21 protein-coding genes and 1 riboswitch are annotated in these 22173 nt (G+C 45.3%); of the genes, 11 read left to right on the forward strand and 10 right to left on the reverse strand.

Annotated features, from left to right (window positions below):
• Positions 1 to 15 precede the first annotated feature (15 nt).
• From bamA to ACVLR6_RS06720, 7 genes are all read left to right on the forward strand, one after another.
• Entirely contained in the window at positions 16 to 2481 is a 2466-nt protein-coding gene (bamA, locus tag ACVLR6_RS06690; RefSeq protein ID WP_455996095.1) for an outer membrane protein assembly factor BamA, read from the forward strand.
• A gap of 42 nt (positions 2482 to 2523) precedes the next feature.
• Positions 2524 to 3021: an OmpH family outer membrane protein gene (locus ACVLR6_RS06695; protein WP_455996097.1), complete on the forward strand. Its 498-nt coding sequence runs from the start codon at positions 2524 to 2526 to the stop codon at positions 3019 to 3021.
• 3 nt (positions 3022 to 3024) lie between these two features.
• Complete coding sequence (gene lpxD, locus ACVLR6_RS06700) at positions 3025 to 4095, forward strand: UDP-3-O-(3-hydroxymyristoyl)glucosamine N-acyltransferase (RefSeq protein ID WP_423561925.1); 1071 nt, start codon at positions 3025 to 3027, stop codon at positions 4093 to 4095.
• 5 nt (positions 4096 to 4100) lie between these two features.
• A complete protein-coding gene (gene fabZ, locus ACVLR6_RS06705; protein WP_087662207.1) occupies positions 4101 to 4586 on the forward strand; it encodes a 3-hydroxyacyl-ACP dehydratase FabZ in 486 nt (161 codons plus the stop codon).
• Positions 4583 to 5371: an acyl-ACP--UDP-N-acetylglucosamine O-acyltransferase gene (gene lpxA, locus ACVLR6_RS06710; protein WP_016658197.1), complete on the forward strand. Its 789-nt coding sequence runs from the start codon at positions 4583 to 4585 to the stop codon at positions 5369 to 5371. The genes fabZ and lpxA overlap by 4 nt, the downstream gene beginning before the upstream one ends.
• A 141-nt stretch (positions 5372 to 5512) precedes the next feature.
• Positions 5513 to 5599, forward strand: a riboswitch (glycine riboswitch).
• Between the two features lie 132 nt (positions 5600 to 5731).
• Positions 5732 to 6982: a D-amino acid dehydrogenase gene (locus ACVLR6_RS06715; RefSeq protein ID WP_455996099.1), complete on the forward strand. Its 1251-nt coding sequence runs from the start codon at positions 5732 to 5734 to the stop codon at positions 6980 to 6982.
• A 245-nt stretch (positions 6983 to 7227) separates the two neighbouring features.
• Complete coding sequence (locus ACVLR6_RS06720; protein ID WP_104488970.1) at positions 7228 to 8136, forward strand: AEC family transporter; 909 nt, start codon at positions 7228 to 7230, stop codon at positions 8134 to 8136.
• A gap of 14 nt (positions 8137 to 8150) precedes the next feature.
• On the opposite strand, the gene ACVLR6_RS06725 is transcribed toward ACVLR6_RS06720, so the two are convergent.
• Positions 8151 to 8801 carry an A1S_1983 family putative colistin resistance protein gene (locus tag ACVLR6_RS06725; RefSeq protein ID WP_005177627.1) on the reverse strand — a complete coding sequence of 217 codons (651 nt, stop codon included), beginning with the start codon at positions 8799 to 8801 and terminating at the stop codon, positions 8151 to 8153.
• 97 nt (positions 8802 to 8898) lie between these two features.
• Between ACVLR6_RS06725 and ispF the strand changes: the two genes are divergently transcribed.
• Positions 8899 to 9387, forward strand: coding sequence for a 2-C-methyl-D-erythritol 2,4-cyclodiphosphate synthase (gene ispF, locus ACVLR6_RS06730; protein ID WP_005177629.1), 489 nt, complete (start codon positions 8899 to 8901; stop codon positions 9385 to 9387).
• On the opposite strand, the gene ACVLR6_RS06735 is transcribed toward ispF, so the two are convergent.
• The 3 genes from ACVLR6_RS06735 to ACVLR6_RS06745 all read right to left on the reverse strand — a co-directional run bounded on the left by ACVLR6_RS06735 (position 9375) and on the right by ACVLR6_RS06745 (position 12073).
• A complete protein-coding gene (locus ACVLR6_RS06735; RefSeq protein WP_455996101.1) occupies positions 9375 to 9899 on the reverse strand; it encodes a protein tyrosine phosphatase family protein in 525 nt (174 codons plus the stop codon). The genes ispF and ACVLR6_RS06735 overlap by 13 nt on opposite strands.
• Before the next feature lie 64 nt (positions 9900 to 9963).
• Positions 9964 to 11055 carry a 3-deoxy-7-phosphoheptulonate synthase gene (locus ACVLR6_RS06740; RefSeq protein WP_005177632.1) on the reverse strand — a complete coding sequence of 364 codons (1092 nt, stop codon included), beginning with the start codon at positions 11053 to 11055 and terminating at the stop codon, positions 9964 to 9966.
• A 127-nt stretch (positions 11056 to 11182) separates the two neighbouring features.
• Positions 11183 to 12073, reverse strand: a complete 891-nt coding sequence (locus ACVLR6_RS06745; protein WP_075168185.1) for a sulfite exporter TauE/SafE family protein — start codon at positions 12071 to 12073, stop codon at positions 11183 to 11185.
• Positions 12074 to 12704: 631 nt separating this feature from the next.
• Between ACVLR6_RS06745 and lpxB the strand changes: the two genes are divergently transcribed.
• Entirely contained in the window at positions 12705 to 13874 is a 1170-nt protein-coding gene (gene lpxB / locus ACVLR6_RS06750; RefSeq protein ID WP_016658192.1) for a lipid-A-disaccharide synthase, read from the forward strand.
• Here lpxB and ACVLR6_RS06755 read toward each other — a convergent pair.
• A complete protein-coding gene (locus ACVLR6_RS06755) occupies positions 13864 to 14802 on the reverse strand; it encodes an AraC family transcriptional regulator (protein ID WP_286421992.1) in 939 nt (312 codons plus the stop codon). The genes lpxB and ACVLR6_RS06755 overlap by 11 nt on opposite strands.
• 192 nt (positions 14803 to 14994) lie before the next feature.
• Between ACVLR6_RS06755 and ACVLR6_RS06760 the strand changes: the two genes are divergently transcribed.
• A complete protein-coding gene (locus ACVLR6_RS06760) occupies positions 14995 to 16200 on the forward strand; it encodes an alkane 1-monooxygenase (RefSeq protein WP_016658190.1) in 1206 nt (401 codons plus the stop codon).
• 91 nt (positions 16201 to 16291) lie between these two features.
• Here ACVLR6_RS06760 and ACVLR6_RS06765 read toward each other — a convergent pair whose 3' ends face one another.
• The 5 genes from ACVLR6_RS06765 to ACVLR6_RS06785 form a co-directional block, all read right to left on the reverse strand.
• A complete protein-coding gene (locus ACVLR6_RS06765; protein ID WP_104513276.1) occupies positions 16292 to 16780 on the reverse strand; it encodes a GNAT family N-acetyltransferase in 489 nt (162 codons plus the stop codon).
• 115 nt (positions 16781 to 16895) lie between these two features.
• A complete protein-coding gene (locus tag ACVLR6_RS06770; RefSeq protein ID WP_075167731.1) occupies positions 16896 to 18095 on the reverse strand; it encodes an acyl-CoA dehydrogenase family protein in 1200 nt (399 codons plus the stop codon).
• A 26-nt stretch (positions 18096 to 18121) separates the two neighbouring features.
• Positions 18122 to 19417, reverse strand: a complete 1296-nt coding sequence (locus ACVLR6_RS06775) for an acyl-CoA dehydrogenase family protein (protein WP_005177643.1) — start codon at positions 19415 to 19417, stop codon at positions 18122 to 18124.
• A gap of 224 nt (positions 19418 to 19641) precedes the next feature.
• Positions 19642 to 21015 (reverse strand): ABC1 kinase family protein, encoded by a 1374-nt coding sequence (locus ACVLR6_RS06780; protein ID WP_005177645.1) that lies wholly within the window; start codon positions 21013 to 21015, stop codon positions 19642 to 19644.
• Positions 21016 to 21180: 165 nt separating this feature from the next.
• On the reverse strand, positions 21181 to 21486 hold the full coding sequence (locus ACVLR6_RS06785; protein WP_005177647.1) for a hypothetical protein: 306 nt from the start codon (positions 21484 to 21486) through the stop codon (positions 21181 to 21183).
• Positions 21487 to 21683: 197 nt separating this feature from the next.
• On the opposite strand from ACVLR6_RS06785, the gene ACVLR6_RS06790 reads away from it, so the two are divergent.
• Positions 21684 to 22061, forward strand: coding sequence for a lysozyme inhibitor LprI family protein (locus ACVLR6_RS06790; RefSeq protein ID WP_227554581.1), 378 nt, complete (start codon positions 21684 to 21686; stop codon positions 22059 to 22061).
• Positions 22062 to 22173: the final 112 nt, after the last annotated feature.

Below are 22173 nucleotides of genomic sequence, written 5' to 3' on the forward strand. Positions count from 1 at the left end.
TTGGAAAAGACTGGCATGCAGCACACACATTTATTTATGCCTCTGGCACTGGTTAGTGCTATGGCAGCAGTACAACAAGTATATGCAGCAGATGAATTTATCGTAAGAGATATACAAATTGACGGACTTGTTCGTTTAACGCCAGCCAATGTTTATGGAATGATTCCTGTAAATAGTGGTGATCGTGTCAACGATGCCACCATTGCAAATGCAATTCGCAGCCTGTATGCCACAGGTTTATTCGATGATATTAAAGCTGCCCAGCAAGGTGATACCTTGGTGTTTCAGGTGGTAGAACGTCCGATCATTTCAACAGTCGAATTTAAAGGCAATAAATTAATTCCAAAAGAAGCCCTTGAAGAAGGCTTAAAGAAAATGGGCGTGGCTGAAGGTGAAGTGCTGAAAAAGTCTGCTTTGCAAACACTAGAATCGGAACTTGAACAGCAATACATGCAGCAAGGCCGTTATGATGCCGATGTCAAAGTCATTACCACAGCACGTCCGAATAACCGCGTCGACCTGACCATCGAGTTTATTGAAGGTAAAGCGGCCAAAGTTTTTGATATTAATATCATTGGCAATACCGTCTTTAAAGACAGTGAAATTAAACAGGCCTTTGCAGTTAAGGAAAGTGGCTGGGCGTCTGTGATTTCACGTAACGACCGTTATGCGCGTGAAAAAATGGCAGCAAGCTTGGAAGCTTTACGTGCGCTGTATTTAAACCGTGGTTATATCAACTTTAATATCAATAATTCGAGCCTGAACTTAAGTGAAGACAAGCAGCACATCTTCATTGAAGTGTCGATTGATGAAGGTGAGCAGTTCAAATTTGGTCAAACCAAATTCCTGGGTGATGCTTTATATGCACCAGAAGAATTAAAAGCGCTGCAAATCTATAAAGATGGTGAAACCTATTCGCAAGAAAAGGTCAATGCGGTTAAACAGCTGCTGCTTCGCAAGTATGGTAATGCGGGTTATTACTATGCAGAAGTAAATGTGGTACCGCAAATTAATGAAGAAACCAAACAGGTTGATCTGAACTATTACATCAACCCGGGTCAGCAAGTCACAGTACGCCGCATTAACTTCAGTGGTAACACCAAAACTGCCGATGAAGTGCTACGTCGTGAAATGCGCCAGATGGAAGGTGCATTGGCCAGTAACGAAAAAATTGATCTGTCTAAAGTCCGTTTAGAACGTACTGGTTTCTTTAAAACCGTGGATATTAAACCGGTGCGTGTTCCGAATGTACCGGATCAGGTTGATCTTAACGTTGCGGTGGAAGAACAGCATTCTGGTACCAGTACCTTGGCGGTGGGTTTCTCGCAAAGTGGCGGTGTAACTTTCCAGGCCGGTTTAAGCCAGACCAACTTCCTGGGTACCGGTAATGCCGTGTCGATTGACTTGTCGCGTTCTGAAACACAGGACTACTATAACCTAAGCGTAACCGATCCGTACTTTACCATTGATGGTGTGCGTCGCGGTTATAATATGTACTACCGTAAAACCAAACTGGATGATGACTATAACGTTAACAACTATGTGACCGACAGTTTTGGTGGCGGGATTAACTTTGGTTATCCAATTGATGAAAACCAGAGCATTAGTGCGGGCTTAAATATTGATCAGACAGAAGTGACAACCGGTCCTTATGTATCGACTTATGTTCGTGATTATCTACTTGCCAAGGGTGGTAAAGCAACAGGGCGTACGGATACCTTCTGTCCAGAGGGTTCATGGGATGAAGAAAATCGTGAATGTACTGCACCTCAGGAATTTTTTAATGAGTTTAAGGGTGATTTCTTAACTTATAATTTGAACTTGGGCTGGTCATATAATACTCTTAACCGTCCGATTTTCCCAACGACGGGGATGTCACATCGGGTGAATGCTGAAATCGCCTTACCGGGCAGTGATGTGGAATATCAAAAAGTCACCTATGATGCGCAGGCCTATTATCCGCTGGGTAAAGATTTTGTGCTGCGTGGCTATGGTAAAGTGGGCTATGGTAATGATTTACCATTCTATAAGAACTTCTATGCCGGTGGTTATGGCTCGGTACGTGGTTATGACAACAGTACGCTTGGTCCAAAATATGATGGCGTATACTTTGATGAAACTAATCAAAGAGATCCATCTCCAGAAGAAGTGGGTGGTAATGCTTTAGTACAGTTTGGTACTGAACTGGCTTTACCGGTACCATTTAAAGGCGATTGGGCGCGTCAGGTTCGTCCGGTGCTTTTTGCTGAGGGTGCGCAAGTCTTTGATACCCAATGTGATGTTCCTAATATGGCAGAAGAACGTCAATATTGTAAAGACAATTATGGCTTTGACTTTGGCAATATGCGTTATAGCGTCGGTGTCGGCTTTACCTGGATTACCATGATTGGCCCATTGTCCTTAAGTTATGCATATCCGCTGAATGAAAAACCAGGTGATGAAACCAAGAATATCCAGTTTGAAATCGGCCGTACGTTCTAAGTACGGTCTGTTCATGGATGCTTGAAATAGGGATAGATCAAGATGAAGAAGATACAACTGGCTGTTTTAGGTTTTACACTGTCCTGTGCCGCAGCGGCACAGGCGGCAGGTTATGGTGTGGTCAGCTTAGAGCGTGTGGTTGAAAGCAGCAGCTATTTAAAACAGCAAAATAGTGCATTGCAACAATCGCTTAAACCTCAAACCACTAAACTTGAACAGCTGGGTAAAGAGCTGGAAACATTACAGCAACGTGCCCAGCAGTCAGCAAATTTATCTGAAGCCGATAAGCAGAAATTATCGGCGCAGTATCAGGCCAAGTTAAAAGAATTTAATACTTTACAGCAAAGTTTGCAGACCAAAGTGCAGGCTGATCTGCAAGAAATGAATGACAGTTTTGAGCAGCGCATCAAGCAGGCAGCAGAACAATTGCGTAAAGAAAATAATTTAGATGTGGTTTTGAACAAAAACTCAGCACTTGCCTATGACCCTAAGTATGATTTAACTGATAAAATGATTCAAAAGGTTAATGCAATCAAGTAATCAATGAGTTATCAACATTATCGCTTAGAAGAACTTGCTCGTCTGGTCCAGGGCGAGCTGGTCGGTCAGGCCGATTTAGGTCTCCAGGGTTTAGCGAGCCTGGAGCTTGCTAAACCGCAGCACATTGCTTTTGTCAATGCTGACAAGTATGTGGAGCAGGCAAAAGTATCTAAAGCGGGTGCTTTAATTGTCACGCCCGAGTTACAGCAGCAGCTTGATACGCATCAGAACTTTATTGTGGTGGCAAATCCCTATTTGGCGTTTGCAATTTTAACCCATGTCTTTGAGCGTAAGCACACCCAAACGGGTATTGAAAGTACCGCAAAAATTCATCCCTCAGCGATCATTTCTGAAAGTGCTTATATTGGCCATTATGTGGTGGTGGGTGAAAATTGTGTGGTGGGTGATAAAACCATTATCCAGTCACACAGCAAAATTGATGATTTTGTTGAAATTGGTAAAGAATGTTTTATTGATTCGCATGTCACCATTACCGGCGAAGCCAAAATTGCTGATCGGGTCCGCATACATGCCAATACCGTGATCGGGAGTGAAGGCTTTGGTTTTGCTCCGTATCAGGGCAAATGGCACCGTATTGCACAGTTAGGTTCAGTACAGATTGGTAATGATGTACGAATTGGTTCGAATTGTAGTATTGACCGCGGTGCGCTGGATGACACAATTTTGGAACATGGTGTCATAATTGATAACCTTGTGCAAATCGCCCATAACGTGAAAGTGGGGGCCAATACTGCTATCGCTGCAAAATGCGGTATTGCCGGCAGTACCATCATTGGCAAAAACTGTATTCTGGCAGGTGCGTGTGGGGTCTCTGGTCATCTTTCTATTGCTGACAACGTGACTTTAACCGGAATGTCAATGGTCACAAAGAGTATTTCTGAACCAGGAACCTATTCTTCGGGCACCGGTGCATTACCAAATGCGCAATGGAAACGCGCGGTGATTCGCTTTAGACAATTAGCAGATGTGCCATTGACCCAATTGCAGAAAAGACTCGATCATATGCAGACTCAAATTGAGTCCCTTGAATCAACTTTAAAATTGCGTAAATAATTATGATGACTGAGTCGAATACCCCAACATTTACGAAACCTGAATTGCCAATGCATATTCAAACCATCCGTGAATATTTGCCACATCGTTATCCATTCTTATTGGTAGATCGAATCGTTGATGTAACTGACAATGGGATTGTGGGTTATAAGAACGTTTCGATTAATGAAGAGTTTTTACAAGGACATTTCCCTGAATATCCAATTATGCCAGGGGTGTTGATTGTAGAAGCGCTGGCACAGGTTTCAGGCGTGCTTGGCTTTATTATGAATAATCAGAAACCGACTGCGGGTGCATTATTCCTATTTGCCGGTGCCGAAAAAGTTAGATTTAAAAAACAAGTGGTTGCAGGCGACCAACTTGTATTAAAATCTGAATTAGTAATGCAGAAACGTGGTATTTACAAATATAATTGTATCGCCACGGTCGATGGCATTGTTGCAGCAACCGCGGAAATTATGATTTCGCATCAGAAAACAGAGCAAGCATGAGCAATAACCCCCTCATTCACCCCACCGCTATAATTGACTCCTCTGCAGTCATTGCGCCTGATGTGCAAATTGGACCTTATAGTATTATTGGTCCGAATGTCAGCATTGGTGCGGGTACAAAGCTGCATTCACACGTGGTGGTGGGTGGCTATACCCGTATTGGTGAGCATAATGAGATTTTCCAGTTCGCAAGTGTTGGCGAAGTCTGTCAGGACCTGAAATATCAGGGTGAAGAAACTTGGCTGGAAATTGGTGACTATAACCTGATTCGTGAACATTCCAGCTTACATCGCGGGACGGTTCAGGACAAAGGCATCACTAAAATTGGTAGCCACAACCTGTTGATGGTCAATACGCATATTGCTCACGACTGTATCGTGGGTGATCACAATATTTTTGCCAATAATGTCGGTGTCGCAGGGCACGTGCATGTCGGTGATTATGTAGTGGTGGGTGGAAACTCGGGTATTCATCAGTTCTGTAAAATTGACTCTTACAGTATGATTGGTGGCGCATCTTTAATTCTGAAAGATGTACCGGCCTATGTGATGGTTTCGGGTAATCCTGCGCATGCTTTTGCTATGAATATTGAAGGTATGCGTCGTAAAGGCTGGTCGAAAAATGTGATTCAAGGATTACGGGACGCCTTTAAACTGATTTACAAATCAGGATTAACCACTGAAGAAGCCATTCAGAAAATCCGTGCAGAGATTCTGCCAGAAGTGCCGGAAGCACAGCGTTTAATTGATTCACTAGAACAGTCTAAACGCGGGATTGTACGCTAACACGCTGTTTGAAGCTGATTCAAAAAACTGCTCCAATTGGGGCAGTTTTTTTATATCCAGATTTTGAGGTTTCTTGAACATCAGATACAAATTTCTACTCGTGCTTGGCCCGGATTTTGCTCATATTCAAGCTATACAATAAAAATTATTGCGGGAGAGCGGCACTTGGTGCTCGCCGAAGGAGCAACGACCCCGGAAACTCTCAGGCAAAAGGACCGTAATAATTCAAAAATCTGGAGAGAAGCACGTATCGTGCTCACCGAAGGGGATGGTTGGGCTGAACATCAGTTCAATCGAAGCTCTCAGGTACCCTGACAGATGGGGCATCACGTCTGGAACAGCTGTTCCAAGGAGCGTTTTATGCCGCATGTTGTTGTCATTGGTGCAGGAATTACCGGGGTCACTTCAGCCTATGAGCTGATGCGTTTGGGCTATCAAGTCACGGTGATTGACCGGCATTTATACCCGGCGATGGAAACATCGTATGCCAATGGTGGCCAGTTATCAGCCAGTAATGCAGAAGTCTGGAATCAGAAAGCCACTGTACTGAAAGGCCTAAAATGGATGTCGCAAAAGTCGGCGCCGCTCTTATTAAATCCTGCATTTGATCTGCATAAGTATGGCTGGCTGATCGAGTTCTTAAGCAATATTCGCCATTATGAACACAATACCCAGGAAACAGTGCGCCTGGCACTTCTGGCACGCAAACGTTTATTTGAAATTGCAGAACAGGAACAGATTGATTTCAATTTGGAAAAACGTGGAATTTTGCATTTTTATCATAATAAAGCGGATTTTGACTTTGCAATTCGGGTCAATGATTTGCTCTGTCAGGGCGGGCTGGAGCGTTATCAGGTCAGTCTGGATGAAATCCGCCAGATTGAACCAAGTTTAACCGGACAGTATTATGCGGGTTTTTATTGCCCGGGAGATGCCACCGGCGATATTCATAAATTCACGGTGGGGCTGGCTCAAGTCACCATGCAGCAGGGTGTACGTTATATTTTTGGCCGGGATGTTCATGATATTCAGCTAAACGCCCAGCAGGTACAGCTGAGTTATCGGCCAGCCATTGAAGATCCTCTGGCAGATCAGCCGATGGTAGAAACCTTACATGCCGATGCCGTGCTGATTTGCGGCGGTGTGAGTAGTTATCAATTGGCGCGACAGGTAGGTGATCGGGTCAATATTTATCCGGTCAAAGGCTATTCCATTACCGTCAATTTACAGGATGAACAGAGCCAAAAGCAGGCACCTTGGGTCAGTCTGCTAGATGAAAGTGCCAAAATTGTGACCTCACGTTTAGGCATAGATCGGCTGCGGATTGCCGGAACGGCCGAATTTAATGGTTATAATCGCGATATTCGCCATGACCGGATTCAGCCACTGGTGCGCTGGGTGCAGCGGAATTTTGATATTTCAACCGAAAGCGTGGTGCCGTGGGCAGGTTTACGTCCGATGATGCCAAATATGATGCCGGTGATTCGGCAGGGCCAGCATCCACGGGTATTTTATAATACTGGCCATGGGCATCTGGGCTGGACCTTATCTGCGGCGACAGCATTGATGATTAGTCAGGAAATTGCGCAGCATTATCCGGTGACCGGGTAATGAGAACATTCAGTTAAGCTCTGTTTTAAAGTAACAGGGCTTTAGGAGAGATGCTGATCATCTGCCGGGTTCTGGCAAAATAAATCCATCAAAATGAAGCAAATCGCTGTCAATTCAACGGGCTATTTGGCTTATACTCAGGCTTTAAATAAAATATCTTTTTGCTTTAAGATTTTGAACTGCCATTAAAAAAATGGATTGAGATGCTGCCGTCCTGGGCAGACCGCGATATGTATGGATAAACGATGGCAAATATAATTCTGGTTGCGCTATTTCCTTTAATCTTTCTGATTGCGTTGGGCTATGTACTCAAGCGCTTTAGGTTTTTAGAAGATAAATTCTGGCACGGTGCAGAAAAGCTCAACTACTATCTGCTGTTCCCGGTGATGCTGTTTTTGGGCCTGGCGCATGCCGAAATTCAGGCCAGCGAAATTCGCCACATGATGCTGGGAGCGGGTCTGACCCTGCTGATTGCGGTTTGTCTGTTATATATCCTCAAGGCGCTGTATGGCACTGCAGCGGCACGTTTTGGCGTGTATATGCAGGGCATGGTGCGTTTTAATACCTATATCGGTCTGGCGCTGTCGGCGTCTTTGTTTTATCAGCAGGGTATGGCGCTGTTTGCTATTCTGCTGGTGTTTTGCATTCCTCTGGTCAATGTGCTTTCGGTTTTGGCCCTGACCAATTCAGAAGGGATGCGCTTGCAATCCATCCTGTTATCATTATTGAAAAATCCCTTAATTTTAGGCTGTATTGCAGGCGGGGTGTTTAATCTGCTGAATTTACGCTTATGGATTGGCTTTGAAAATTATTTAAAACAGATTGCCATTTCCAGTTTGCCATTGGGCTTGATGTGTATTGGTGCAGCATTACAGTTTCAGGGGCTGCGTAAAGATCTGCGGACCTTGTTATTAAACACTTTTGGACGCTTGCTGTTGATGCCGATGATTGCGTTGGCGACCTGTCTGGCATTGAATCTGCCGGCCCTGCATACCCAGATTCTGGTGATGTTTTTTGCCTTACCGACGGCCTCATCGGCTTATATTCTGACCAAAGTTTTGGGGGGAGATAGCCAGCTGATGGCCAGTGTGATTAGCCTGCAGACTGTGTGTGCGGCGTTCAGTTTGCCATTGATTTTGTGGTGGGTGATGTAAAGCGCTGTCAGGTTTTAATCATAGAGTCGATAAATACCACTAAAACGCTCGCAGCCTTTTTGTTCAGTACGCACCGCCAGATAAGCCTTCTGAAAGTCGAGCTGGTAATTGCAGTCATGTTCATTGTCAATAATATGCTGCTTTTGCTGCGGTGAGGTATAGGCCAGTAAGGAAATGGTTTGGGTGTCTAGCTTGTTGTTTGGACTGCGATAGGCCACACCTTCAATTTTAATACTGTCTTTATTTAGTTGATGAATCTGCAAATGTACCGGCTGCTTGGCCAGTTGTCCCTGTTCAAATTTCAGATAATGCTGGGTCATGCTCTGGTTCATCGAGCTAAAGAAATTTAACTGATCCAGACGCGCTTCAAACTGCTGTTTAAAACACTCGGTCGTTTTACACTGCTGCGCACGTTTAAACCAGAGCTGATGGGTATCTTGCAGAATACGCAGCGGGGCATCGGTCACCAGAAAAGCCGTCAGAAACTGATCATTGAGCTGCTCACGAATCTCCTGTAAATCGGCATGGCAGATTTTATTGAAAGCAGGCGTGTTGGCCTGCTCGCAATTGATTTTCTGTGCATGCGACAGCGGGGTGCCCGCGGCGCCCAAAAACAACAGGGTTCCAATGATTTTTATAAGATTCATCTCGGTTTTCAACAGCATGATCGCTTATACTTTCATTAGCTTGCGTAAGCTAACTATAGCGAAAGAGAAACTGTGAATACAAGATTTCAATCGTTTATTTCTGAAGGAGTTGAATATGGTTGCACAAATACGAATTGGGCAGGGAATAGACGTACATGCCTTTGAAGAAGGCGATTTTGTGACATTGGCTGGGGTTAAAATTCCACATACCCATGCTCTGAAAGCCCACTCAGATGGGGATGTGATTTTACATGCGCTATGCGATGCCTTATTGGGTGCATTGGCACTGGGCGATATTGGACAGCATTTTCCCGACACCGATCCTGAATTTAAGGGCGCTGACAGCCGGGTGTTGCTGAAGCATGTTTATCAGCTGATTTTAGACCGCGGTTATCTATTGAATAATGCCGACATTACCGTGGCCTGTGAACGCCCGAAACTGGCCAAGCACAATCTGGAAATGCGCCAGAGTATTGCCGATGTGCTGGATGTGGATGTGACTCAAATCAGCATTAAAGCCACCACCACGGAAAAATTAGGCTTTACCGGCCGTCAGGAAGGAATTCTGGCTACAGCTACGGTGTTAATTTGTCACGCAAAGTGATCGGTTTTCATTAAGGAAATTTGCAGTTCTTGGGTTGCTTTACGGCCCTGAAGTTGTAAGGCAACAGCGTGAATCAGACCGGTCCAGGTTTCATTCGGCTCCCAGATCTGGTGCAACATTTCCTGCGCGGTAGGCATGTCCATATTCATATAATACTGACGATATAAATACATCAGGCTGCTGACATGCTGATTGGTGCCGCAATGCAACCACACCATCTGATCCTGCACCAGATGATCAATCAGGTCTAAAACCAGCAGACATTGGGCGTCAGATGGAGTTTCCCAAGAGATGGGCAGTTGTACATAGTTCAGGCCCAGTTCCAGACAGATTTTATCTTCATTGGCTAGATGCTGCTCGGCATCACTCAGTGCGACATTAACCACAGTGGTAATGCCATATTCTTTAATCTGACGTAACTGTTCCACATTCGGCTGGCCGGATGTGTACAGGTGTTCATGCACAAACTGAAAGTGATCAATTTGGCTTAAAGCGGTTTCAATTTCATTCATCAGATAAAATTTCCTGCAACTGAAATGGAAACGCCATCTTGATGATGGCGTTTTTGAGTCAGTTTTAGCGGCTGGCTAAAACCTCTTTCAATGCTTCATGCATCTCAAGCAGGGATTTTTCAGTGGTTTCCCAGTCGATGCATCCATCGGTAACAGACTTACCATACTCCAAATCGCAAAGATTTGCAGGAATATCTTGACGACCGCCTTTCAAATGACTTTCGACCATAATCCCGACAATTGATTTATTGCCATCTAAAATCTGTTCGGTGATGTTTTTTAAGACCAGTGGTTGCAGGTACGGGTCTTTGTTGGAGTTGGCATGACTGGTGTCAATCATGATTTTGGTGCTGACTTTGGCTTTAATTAGCGCTGCTTCTGCATCGGCGACTGAACCGGCATCATAGTTTGGCTTGCCATTACCACCACGCAATACCACGTGCGCATAGTTGTTACCGCTGGTACGAATTACCGACACCTGACCATGTTCGTTCAGCCCCAGGAAGCTGTGACCATGTTTTACAGACTGCATTGCGTTGGTCGCAACAGTTAAGCCGCCATCGGTACCATTTTTAAAGCCAACCGGTGAAGACAGGCCAGAAGACATTTCACGGTGAGTCTGACTTTCTGTGGTACGCGCACCAATCGCTGACCAGGAAATCAGATCCTGATAATACTGTGGAGAGTTCGGGTCCAGTGCTTCAGTGGCACAAGGCAGACCTTTTTCATTCAGTTCCAGCAGCAGTTTACGGCCAATACGCAGACCTTTTTCAATATTGAAAGAGTCATTCATGTCCGGGTCGTTAATCAGACCTTTCCAGCCCACGGTCGTACGCGGTTTTTCAAAGTACACCCGCATTACGATGTATAAGGTATCTTTTACTTTTTCGCTCAGCACTTTCAGGCGGTCTGCATAATCATGTGCTGCCACAGGATCATGAATCGAGCAAGGCCCAATGACCACAAACAGACGTTTGTCTTTACCATCAAGAATATTGCGGATGGTTTCACGACCTTTCAGTACGGTGTGATAAGCAGAGTCAGTCAGTGGAAGTTCTGCTTTGAGTTCAGCAGGGGTCACAAGTGGCTGGATGCTTTTAATATTCACATCATCGATATCTGAAGGTGTAATAGGGTTAGACTGTAAAGTGTTCATTGCCGTCACTGGTTTAATCGTATACAAGATTGTTTAATAGCCTGAATATAACACGAATATAGCAGCCTATTGTTATAAAAAAGATCAATAGATTATTGAAAAAAAAGTGATGAATCGCAGAGATAAATTAAACTGGCGATGTTTTTTCAGCGCTCACCACCATCGCCGCTTCCACTGGTTGTGCCGGTTTGGATTTGACCGGGTTCAGCATAAAGTTCACTCCAAGCGCAAACAGGGTAATGCCCAGCACTTTACGGATAATTTTTTCAGGTAAACGTGAACTGACTAAAGTACCGACCACAATTGCTGGAATAGAACCGACCAGTAACCACATCAGCAGCTCAAAATCGACATTGCCCGAGGTCATGTGCCCCATACCGGCGACAAAGGTCAATAAGACTGCGTGGACCACATCGGAGCCGATAATGCGGATCATTGGCAAGTTCGGGAACATAAGCACCAGCGCCATAATGCCAAACGCACCTGCACCCACCGAAGATAGGGTGACGAACACACCCAGGACAATTCCCATCACCACAATCATCACACGTTTGTTGGTGGCCTTCAGGTCGACCTTTTCCAGGTCTTGGGTCATATCTGGCAATTCATGTTTGCGATATTTGTTGAAGAATTTTTCAATCTGGCTGCGGAAAATAATGGACACGCCAGTCAGGGTCAGCATAAAGCCCAAGACCATGGTCAGCACAGCTTTATAATGCGTGGACTGACTTAAATAGTTGTCGAGTACCCAATGCGTTGCAAAAGACGCCGGGATACTGCCGACAGACAGCCAGATCACAATTGGCCAGACGATATTCATTTTTTTGGCATGGACTAGTGAACCACAGAATTTGGAAATTGCGGCATAGAGCAGATCGGTACCAATGGCAATGTGCGGTTCAATCTTAAACAGGCTGATTAAAATCGGGGTCATTAACGAACCACCGCCTACACCGGTCACACCTACACAGAAGCCAACCAAAACACCTGCCAAAATAAACTCAACTGCACCAAACATGGGGATATGCCATACATCAAAAAACGTGCTTATCTTATGACTTTCGGATATAAGTCGTTGGCATGATTAATGATTTGCTTATTCTAAAAAATGCTAAAGATGAGAAAAAGATCAACATTTATAGTGAAACAGCGTGGAGTAGATCTATCTGAAATCTGCTGGATTTAAAGCTGAAAAAAGGGGATTTTTTAGTAAAAAGATCAGGATGTGCAGGGCCGAATAGACGGATTTTGTGATGACAGCGCAGCAAAATGGAAAGATAAAAAGATTAAAAATAGCAGGAAATTTCACTTTAAAATTATTATTTGTGTATTCAGTGTCATTACATAGGGATGACATGTGTTGGGGTTTTGGATTTTATTTGATCAAACTTTCAGCATGATAAAAAGCAGTTAATGGTCATGAAACTGCAAGTCAGGTGGAATAGAGTGAGATAAAGCGGTGAAAGCGTGATAAATGAATGGGCCCAGCACAGCATCATCAATCAAACCTGATAGTCATGCTGTATAAAAACAAAGCAGTTAAAATATAGAAAAACCTGAATTTTTTCTCAGCTCAGGACAAACAGTCGTTACAGTCACTTCAAGCAGAATATGTTAAAATTCCACGCAGCAATTGAAGGAGCAAGGTCTTGCAAAAACGAAAACTGAAAATAGGCATTGTGGTGGGAGAAGTTTCTGGGGATACCTTGGGTGCCAGACTGATCCGCCGTTTTCGTGAGCAAGGCATTGAGGCTGAATTTGAAGGTATTGGCGGCCCGCAAATGATTGCTGAAGGCTTTAAAAGCTATTATCCGATGGATATTTTGTCGGTCATGGGCATTGTTGAAGTCTTAAAAGACATTAAAAAGCTGTTTGCCGTGCGTGATGGACTGGTTGAACAATGGAGCAAGGAGCCGGTCGATGTTTTTATTGGGATTGATGCGCCGGATTTTAACCTGCGTTTATCGAAAAGCCTGAAGCAGAAAAGTCCAAGCATTAAAACCGTGCAGTATGTCAGTCCTTCGGTCTGGGCATGGCGTCAGGGCCGTGTCCACGGCATTAAAGCCAATATTGATCTGGTGCTGTGTTTATTTCCATTTGAAAAAGCCTTTTATCAAAAATGGCAGGTTCCGGCTGCCTTTGTCGGGCATCCATTAGCGAGTCAGTTGCCTGTCGATAATAATCTGGCCGATGCCAAACTGGAACTGGGGCTGGAAGCTTCGCAAAAGCATATTGCCTTATTGCCCGGTAGTCGTCGTGGTGAAATTGAGCGTTTAGGGCCATTGGTTCTGGCAGCCGCTGAAATTCTGGCTGCCAAATATCAAAACTATCACTTCTTAATTCCCGCCATTAACGATGCGCGTAAACAGCAGATTGAAAGTTTATTACAGCATTGTGCTGCTGATCTGAGATCACGGGTTAGTCTGCTGGAAAATACCGATACAGAATCAAAAATTGGCCGTCAGGTCATGAATGCAGCGGATATTGTTGCGCTGGCTTCAGGTACTGCAACGTTGGAAGCGATGTTATTGCATCGTCCAATGGTGACTTTTTATAAGCTCAACCGGATTACCTACTGGATTGCCAAACTGCTGGTTAAAATTCCGTATTACTCGCTACCGAATATTATTGCTGGTAAAAAAGTGATTGAAGAGCTGATTCAAGAAGAGGCTACACCAGAGCGTCTGGCGCATGAAATTGAAAAGCTGATGCATATTGAAGCTGCACAAATTCAGGTGATGCAGCATCGTACCATGCATAAACAGCTACTGTCGGGCAACTGTGAAGACCCGGTGGCAGCAATTCTGGCTATTTTATAAGAGCCTGCTGAAACTGCTGCCGGTACTGGCTTGGGGTCAGGAAAAACTGCTTTTTAAAAGTCTGGCTAAAGGCAGTTTCAGAAGAGTAGCCAACTTTATAGGCAATTTGCTGGATTGAGAGCTGGCCATGACGTAAATATTGAGCCGCCAGCCTTAAGCGATGCTGCTGCAAATAGGCCAGTGGCGATTCACCAACAATCTGGGTAAACAGATTGGCAAATTTTGAGCGCGACATGCAGCATTGTTCGGCCAGGGTTTCGACGGTCCAGCTTTTTTCCGGTTGTCCGTGAATGGCGGTTAAAGCATTGGACAGTTCCGGATGCGTCAGTGCGCTCAGCCAGTTATTAGAATCATTCAACTGGGCAATATAATCACGCACACATTCAATAAATAAAATACTGATCAGATGATCAAGAATTTTATCGCGGCCGGGGCGAATCTGATGGCTTTCTACCGCCAGAAACTGTAAGCCAATTTGCAGCCATTCCGGGGCGGTGCTGCTCATAATATGATGAATATGCATATAGTCCGGCAAAGCATTTAACAGCGGCTTGGCCATAATGCTGTCCATTGTGCCGTGCATGGCTAAAATAAATGATTTTTCACCGGATGCATCACCAAACTCGATGGTCTGCTGGCGTTTCTGCTGAAACAGGTCACTAATATCCAGAGCGTTTAGCCAGTCCAGTTGGGCGCTGCTTTTACCGACATGGCTACAGCCGGAAGGAATCAGCACAATATCACCGGCCTGCGCATAGACCTGACGCTGGGTCGATAATTCCAGATGTAATTCACCACTTAGTACCACATAGGCAATAATGGCGCTGTGATCCTGATATTGAAATGCCCAGTTTCCCTGTGGATTCAAATAGATAAATTCAGATTTGTTGAGATGAATATCATCAAAAATTTTACTTAAAGCATCCATACCGGGTTGATATCTTCTTATTTGAGCTTAGCTATTTGGTCATTAAGCCTGAATTTATCGTGTGATGAAAGGCCAATTTCAGGCAATGTGGGCCAAAGACGTTTACATAGCTTTTTTGGACGTTTGCAACTGTTCTCTGTGGCTTGTTTGCTGAAATATATAGATAAGTTAAGCAGGATGGAAGTGCAGGCAATGAATGCTCCGCTACAACTCACAGAACAACAACAGCAATTTTTACTTGAAAAATCCGGTCTGGCTTTAGATAAAAAACGTTATTTATGGCTGATTAGCCCATTTTTACCGGTTTTAGGCATTGGGATTCTGGCCGGTTACCAGTTTGCACCGAAACCATTTAAAACTGTATTTGCTCTAGGTGGACCACTGTTAATTCATGTGATTATTCCCAGCATTGATACTCTGGTTGGTAAAGATGAGCACAATCCAAGCCCGGAAGAGGTCAAGCTCTTGGAGCAGGACCCGTATTATTCCCGTTTGGTAAAAAGTTTTATTCCCTTGCAGTATATCGCCAATATTTATGCGGCCTATTTGGTCTCACGTAAAGAGACTTCACTGCTGGATAAAATTTTTCTGGGCGCGTCGATGGGACTGGTTAATGGGGTGGCGATTAATACTGCACATGAACTGAGCCATAAATCCTCCAAACTGGAGCATTATCTGTCGCATCTGGCGCTGGTGCCGTCGGGTTATAACCATTTCCGGATTGAACATCCGTATGGGCATCATAAACGCGCTGCAACCCCAGAAGATCCGGCGTCTTCCCGTATGGGCGAAACCTTTTATGAGTTCTGGCCACGTACGGTGAAAGGCTCGTTTAAATCGGCAATTGAAATTGAAACCCAGCGTTTAAAACGCAAAGGCAAGAATTTCTGGTCCAAAGACAATGAATTGCTACAAGGTTGGGGCATGAGTGCGCTGTTTCATGCCGGAATGCTGGCCAGCTTTGGGAAAGGCATTGTGCCGTATTTAAGCACGCAGGCCTTTTATGCCATCAGCCTGTTTGAACTGGTCAATTATATTGAGCATTATGGCTTGCTTCGACAAAAAGATGCGCAGGGCAAATATGAGCGTACCCAGCCGGAACATAGCTGGAACAACAATAATATTGTCACCAATCTGTTTTTATATCAGTTACAGCGTCATTCCGATCATCATGCCTATCCGACCCGTCCCTTTCAGGCCTTGCGACATTTTGATGAAGCGCCTGAATTGCCAAGCGGTTATGCCAGTATGTTGCTGCCGGCGCTGATTCCACCGCTCTGGTTTAAAATGATGGATAAACGCGTGTTCAAGCATTATAAAGGTGATTTAAACAAAGCCAATATCCAGCCGAAACGCCGTTTAAGCCTGTTTAAAAAGTTCGGCCTGAAGGCAGATTAAGTATAGAAAAATCCATTCGACTGTTTTAGTCAGCCCTATGGTGAGTAGGGCTTTTTTGTACGCAGGCGGTTGATGTTACCCAGATTCATGTTCATTTAACGCTCTTTTCCATCCAGATTTCACAGGCATGACTATGACCGGTCTGGCCTTGTGGGGCAGACAAATGTACAAAACCGAGCTTTTCATAGAGTTTCACTGCCTGCCACAGTGATGCTGTGGTTTCCAGATAGCAGGACTGAAAACCGGCCTGCTGGGCAAAGTCAAAAGCGTGTTCCAGAATCTGTTTGGCAAATCCGTAGCCACGTACTGCTGGCAGAAAATACATTTTCTGGATTTCCAGGCGGCTTGGATCACCCTGCAAAGGCGCAGCACCGCCACCACCAAAAATGTCGCCTTGATTATTGGTAACGACCCAATACTGTGCGTGTGGCTGTGAATACACCGCATATAAATCATCGACCGCAGCATCGGCCACGGCAAAACCGGATTCCGGCGCAAGTCCAAATTCTTTGGAAACCTCACGAATAATACGGGCCAGTGCAGGATTATCTTGGGCTTGAATCGGGCGTAAAAAATACATAAGCGCAGTGCTAAAAGATAAAGAGATGAATTTTATCACTAAATATTCATCTCTTGAGCAGATTTGAGGCACATCTATTGGACTTTAAATGTCGCTTGATGCTGTACTCGGTATCTTATTTAAGTTCACTGGAGTTTTTACCCAGTTCACGCCGGGCAATAATCAGTTGCTGAATTTGTTGGGTGCCTTCAAAAATATCCAGAATTTTGGAATCGCGTGCCCATTTTTCTAGCAGCTCATCTTCGTTATAGCCCACAGCGGCGGCCAGTTCTACGCATTTCAGGGTAATTTCATTCCCGACACGGCCAGCTTTGGCTTTGGCAATTGAGGCTTCTTTGGAATTAGGCTGCTTGTTATCGGCCATCCATGCGGCTTTAAGCATTAATAAACGGGCCGCTTCCCATTCGGCTTCCATCCGATAAATCTGCGCGGCTATCTGGGAGCTGTGTAAATAGGCGGTCTGATAATGCTCATCCAGCTCGTGTTTAAAAATCTGCTTGATCCGTTCCAGCGATGCTTTGGCACAGCCAATCGCCATGGCCGCGACCAAAGGACGGGTGTTGTCAAAGGTCTCCATCACCCCGGCAAAGCCTTTGGAGACATCAATCTCGGCATTGCCGAGCAAGTTGCTGGCTGGCACCCGGCAATCGACAAAGCTGATGGCTGCAGTATCCGAGGCTTTAATCCCGAGTTTATGCTCCAGTCGTTCTACGGTCATGCCGGGTGTACCTTTCGGTACCACAAAAGACTTGATGGCCGCACGGCCGAGCTTTTTATCCAGTGTGGCCCAGACCACCACGGCATCGGCGCGTTCACCCGAGGTCACAAAGATTTTCTCGCCATTCAGGATATAATCATCGCCATCTGCGACCGCCGTGGTACGAATTGCCGCTGAATCGGAGCCACAGCCGGGTTCGGTAATGGCCATGGCGGCCCAGGTGCCGTGAAAACGCTGTAACTGTTCGTCATTGGCCACTGCGGCAATGGCAGAGTTCCCCAGACCCTGACGCGGCATACTCAGCAGCAGGCCGGTATCGCCATAACACATTTCGACAATACTTAAAGCGGTGGACATATTGACGCCATTTTTATTGCCACTGGCGGTATCGCCACGTTTATTCACCGCAGCGCCGGCGTTCATGCCATCGCCACCCGCATTCATGCCATCGACCACTGAGGCCAGCATATCCAGTTCTTTCGGGTAGGCATGTTCCGCCTTATCATATTTACGTGAAATTGGACGCAGGACATTCAGGGCAACCTCATGTGCCTGATCAATCAGCAGTTTAAATTTTTTCGGGTTCTGTAAATTCATGGGCTGTTCCTTATTTTTATGGTTATTTAGGCATGCAGGCCAGACTGGACAATCGCGGTCGCGCGCAGATCACGATACCAGCGCTCGACCGGATGTTCTTTGGTAAAGCCGTGACCGCCCAGAATCTGCACGCCATTTGTGCCAATTTGCATGGATTTTTCTGCACATAACAAGCGTGCCAGATAGGCTTCCCGATGAAAGTCCTGTCCAGCTTCGGCCAGACTGGCAGCATTCAGCACTAGCATGCGCATCGCATCAATTTCAATCGCCATATCGGCAATCATAAAAGCCACACTTTGACGATGTGAGATGGGCTCGCCAAAGGCCGTGCGCTGGTTGGCATAGTCAATACAATAGGCTTTCACGGCTTCGCAGCACCCAACCGCCATGGCACACCAGACTAAATTACCCAAATCAATAAAAGCACTATAGTCAAAATCATCATCGCCCAGACGTTCGGCTGGGGTATGCTGAAAACTGAGGGTGACTGTTTCTGTGGCCTTCAGCCCCATTGCCGGGCTTTTTTGTGCACGAATGCTGCTGTCGCGTTTCACCACAAATACTTCTGGCTGGCCATTGAATTCAGCACTTACCAGATACAAGTCCGCCGTTTCACCCAGCATTACCAGAGTTTTTTCACCCTGAATCCAGTACTGGCCCTGGCTAAAAGTGGCTTGTGTATTTAAACGCAGCGGATCAAAAGCCGGTGTAGCTTCCTGCACGGCAAAGCTGGCGCGCAGTTCCGAATCTTCTGCAAAACTGGTCAGATAACGTGACTGGATGCTTTCAGAACCCCAGCGGGTCAGGGCATTGATTACCCCAAAGGTCGACAATAAACCTGCGGTCAGGCTGAAATCACCCCGGGCCAAATGCTCGGCCATCAGAATATTAGTGACAATATTCTGCTCGCTGGCCACGCCACCCAAAGCCTCCGGCAGTGCATAATCATTCAGGCCCAAATCCTGACTGTGTCGCCATAACACTTCGGGAAACTGTTCCAGATGATCCGCCTGATGCGCCAGTGGATAAAGCACCTCTGTGGCAAACTGCTGCATGGTATCTACCGTCATTTGCTGTTCTTCGCTCAGGCTTAAATCAAACAGGGATTTTTGCTGATGGGGTAAACGCTGTCTGGGTACATCATCGTGCTTTTGAAAAGCTTTCTGGGTCACGCTTAAGGTTTTAAAGCCGGCTTTGGCCCCCTGATATAAAGATTTTTCTACAAATTTACGCAGTTTGAGCTGGTCTAAAACCTCGCTGCTGGCAAGCCGAGTGAGCAGCGACAGTCCAAATCCTTGGGCCTTGTTTACCATATTGGTCATTGTTGTTGTTCCATCATGCGGGTGATTATTTTTATGCTGACACGCGGCTGTTTAAAAAACCATGTCAGAACTGACATACTCAATTGTCAAAGATAAACGGTTGTTGCAAGATGAAACAGGAATCTAAATAGTTGCTTCTGTTTATATTTTTAATTTTTGGAAAGAGCGGGGAAGGGAGAGGATTGACCCGAATGACATTAGCTGCATTCGGGTCGGGTGTGGCTTTACTGGAATTTTTTGATCATGTCGCGCACATTGGTTTTGGCATCAATCACGGTCATAAAGGTATAAGCCCCAATAAATTTACGGCTAATAAACATAAACTCTTTCGGCGGAACACTGAAATAACGTGAAGCCATGGATTTAGAGGCCTGTTGCATCACCCGGCTATGCAGCTGGCTTTTTTTCCAGTCATAACGATGCTGATCATCCATCACACCGGCTGGTAAATCCGGGTTGTTTTCAGGACTGCTAAAGGCTTCGGTGGCCAGTAAAAAGACTTTGGCCATATCCGGCTTAATGCTTTGCGGAATGGAGTCAAAAAACTCATAACCGGTCATGGCTTTCACCATCATCTCCGCGTCATGCTGATAGCCGGCCTGAATCAGGTTACGTGCGACCGAGAGCAGGTTGTCATCAAACTGGCGAATGGCACCGAAATCCAGCAGCACAATTTTATCCTGTACATCTGCGCCATTGCCCAGACGTACTAGATAGTTACCGAAGTTTGGGTCGGTCTGCATTTCGCCCCATTCAAAAATTTCCCGCACTGCCACTTCTAAAGAGGCTTCACCAAGCAGGTTACGACGTTCTTGTGGTAAAGACAGCATCACCGGACTGTTGATTGGTACGCCACGTTCAAAGGTCATGCACAGCACCTGATCGGTACAGTAATCTTCAATAATGGTTGGAACGATATAGCGCGGGTCCTGCTTTAAACGCTCGGCAAAACGGCGTGTGGTGGCTGCCTCAATCCGATAATTGACCTCGCGGTGCATCATTTCGCGGACTTCATCAAACCACTGATCAAATTCGCGGGTTTGCGGCACCATGCGGGTCAGTTTCAGCATGTTTTTAAACAGACTCATATCCGAATCAATGGCATCGGCCACACCCGGATACTGGATTTTTAATACCAGTTCCATACCATCAGATTTACGGGTGGCGCGGTGTACCTGAGCTAAAGAGGCGGTACCTAAAGGCTCATGGTCAATGGTGAGATCATTAAGTTTGGAACCTAACTGGTCCTGTAACTGGGTTTTAATCGCAGGCCAGGCCAGGGCAACAGTCTGGTTATTCAGGGTATTCAGGGCTTGGGTGATTTCTTCAGGCAGGAAATGTTCGCCGTAAAGCGCCATCATCTGGCCAATTTTAACGATAGAGCCTTTCAGTTTGCCAATTTCTGCGACCAGATAATCGGCCTGTTCTTTCATGGCTTTTTTGCGTTTCTTTTCTTTTTCTTCTTCACTGGAAAAGATTGAACCGGCGCTGGAGGCAGCCCAACGTGTCCCGGCCAGCAACGATGCCTTCGCGATCGATAAGCGTCGATCCATAGAGGAAGTTTTCAATTGTTTAAGCTTATCGTTCTGATCTGACATGTAAATTTAATCCTTCAATCAGCAATTCGCAGAAAGGTCATAGTTTAACGAATATTAACGGGTCTTAACGTATTAAAAAAGTTCAAGTTGCTGAATGTCGAGTTAAGTTTTGCATTCTCTATGAAATAGCCTAAGCAAAATCTATAAAGATGCAATTTCGCTCACTCACATCCGGAATTTAATCTTGAGGGTACTTTTTTGTTGCAGCATCTGCTTGTTTTCATCAATGTATTTTAAAATCAGGCTTTGTACCGATTCATGCAGAAAACCATGCGCATAGCCTTTGACAATAATAATGCTGGGCAGGTTAAAGAACAGATATTTGGCATCATCCAAAGTCGCATCCTGAAAAATGCCGCGTTCCACCAGCATCTGCTGTAAAAACTGTTTTTCCTGCAAGACACGCGGTGAATCGTTGTCATTCCAGTAGTTTTGACGCATGGCCAGCAGGTTATTGTGTTTGTAACTCATATCAACAGGTTCACGGGAGTCTCATAGTCAATATAAGGTCTATTTTTGCAGATTCAATCGCAAAATGGCAGGAAATTGTGAAGATCTGGAAATTCTATCCTGTTCATCGCTATAGGTTTTTTGCTTGAAGTTCAGTAATATGCTTTACATAAATTAAAACAAAGATGATCGCTGTGTTTGGCAGCAAGGGGAATATGATGCGTTTAGCATTCATCGGGGGAATGGCCTGGGCGCTGCTGGCGGGTTCGGCCTATGCGCAGGAAAGTTATTCAAAACAGTATATTCAATGTAGCAATCATGCTTATGGGCAAACATCCGTCTTGCAAAAATGTGTCAATAAAGAACTGAAACAGCAGCAAAAACGCTTAAAGAAAAGCTATAAGTCTTACTATCGGGCCAGTGGGGCATATCAGGCCAATATTGCCCAGCAACATGCGCTGTGGGAGCAGCGTTTAAAGCAGCAATGCTATCGGGGCATGAACGGTGATGTTGCCAAATTGCAGCAATCGCGTTGTACGCTGGCACAGGTGATTGATCAGGCCAATTATTATCAGAGCAAATTTATTGCCCGTTAATCCTGTACTTACCATTTCAGGGCTTTATTCCAAATCTGGCTAAGGCCGTGAAAGTTGAGATCAATTTATCAGATTGAAATCCGGCTTTTACGCACAGAGACATTATAAAAGC

It is taken from the genome of Acinetobacter sp. T63 (assembly GCF_053852345.1).

Coding starts and splice junctions, on each gene's coding strand:
- ACVLR6_RS06765 (WP_104513276.1), bottom strand. CDS start 16,780: ATGTATTTTTTACGCCCGATTCAAGCCCAAGATAATCCTGCACTGGCC.
- ACVLR6_RS06725 (WP_005177627.1), bottom strand. CDS start 8,801: ATGCTGTTGAAAACCGAGATGAATCTTATAAAAATCATTGGAACCCTG.
- bamA (WP_455996095.1), top strand. CDS start 16: ATGCAGCACACACATTTATTTATGCCTCTGGCACTGGTTAGTGCTATG.
- fabZ (WP_087662207.1), top strand. CDS start 4,101: ATGACTGAGTCGAATACCCCAACATTTACGAAACCTGAATTGCCAATG.
- ACVLR6_RS06755 (WP_286421992.1), bottom strand. CDS start 14,802: ATGGATGCTTTAAGTAAAATTTTTGATGATATTCATCTCAACAAATCT.
- ispF (WP_005177629.1), top strand. CDS start 8,899: ATGGTTGCACAAATACGAATTGGGCAGGGAATAGACGTACATGCCTTT.
- ACVLR6_RS06745 (WP_075168185.1), bottom strand. CDS start 12,073: ATGTTTGGTGCAGTTGAGTTTATTTTGGCAGGTGTTTTGGTTGGCTTC.
- ACVLR6_RS06790 (WP_227554581.1), top strand. CDS start 21,684: ATGCGTTTAGCATTCATCGGGGGAATGGCCTGGGCGCTGCTGGCGGGT.
- lpxA (WP_016658197.1), top strand. CDS start 4,583: ATGAGCAATAACCCCCTCATTCACCCCACCGCTATAATTGACTCCTCT.
- ACVLR6_RS06770 (WP_075167731.1), bottom strand. CDS start 18,095: ATGAATTTACAGAACCCGAAAAAATTTAAACTGCTGATTGATCAGGCA.
- ACVLR6_RS06760 (WP_016658190.1), top strand. CDS start 14,995: ATGAATGCTCCGCTACAACTCACAGAACAACAACAGCAATTTTTACTT.
- ACVLR6_RS06735 (WP_455996101.1), bottom strand. CDS start 9,899: ATGAATGAAATTGAAACCGCTTTAAGCCAAATTGATCACTTTCAGTTT.
- ACVLR6_RS06715 (WP_455996099.1), top strand. CDS start 5,732: ATGCCGCATGTTGTTGTCATTGGTGCAGGAATTACCGGGGTCACTTCA.
- ACVLR6_RS06785 (WP_005177647.1), bottom strand. CDS start 21,486: ATGAGTTACAAACACAATAACCTGCTGGCCATGCGTCAAAACTACTGG.
- ACVLR6_RS06720 (WP_104488970.1), top strand. CDS start 7,228: ATGGCAAATATAATTCTGGTTGCGCTATTTCCTTTAATCTTTCTGATT.
- lpxD (WP_423561925.1), top strand. CDS start 3,025: ATGAGTTATCAACATTATCGCTTAGAAGAACTTGCTCGTCTGGTCCAG.
- ACVLR6_RS06695 (WP_455996097.1), top strand. CDS start 2,524: ATGAAGAAGATACAACTGGCTGTTTTAGGTTTTACACTGTCCTGTGCC.
- ACVLR6_RS06780 (WP_005177645.1), bottom strand. CDS start 21,015: ATGTCAGATCAGAACGATAAGCTTAAACAATTGAAAACTTCCTCTATG.
- ACVLR6_RS06740 (WP_005177632.1), bottom strand. CDS start 11,055: ATGAACACTTTACAGTCTAACCCTATTACACCTTCAGATATCGATGAT.
- ACVLR6_RS06775 (WP_005177643.1), bottom strand. CDS start 19,417: ATGACCAATATGGTAAACAAGGCCCAAGGATTTGGACTGTCGCTGCTC.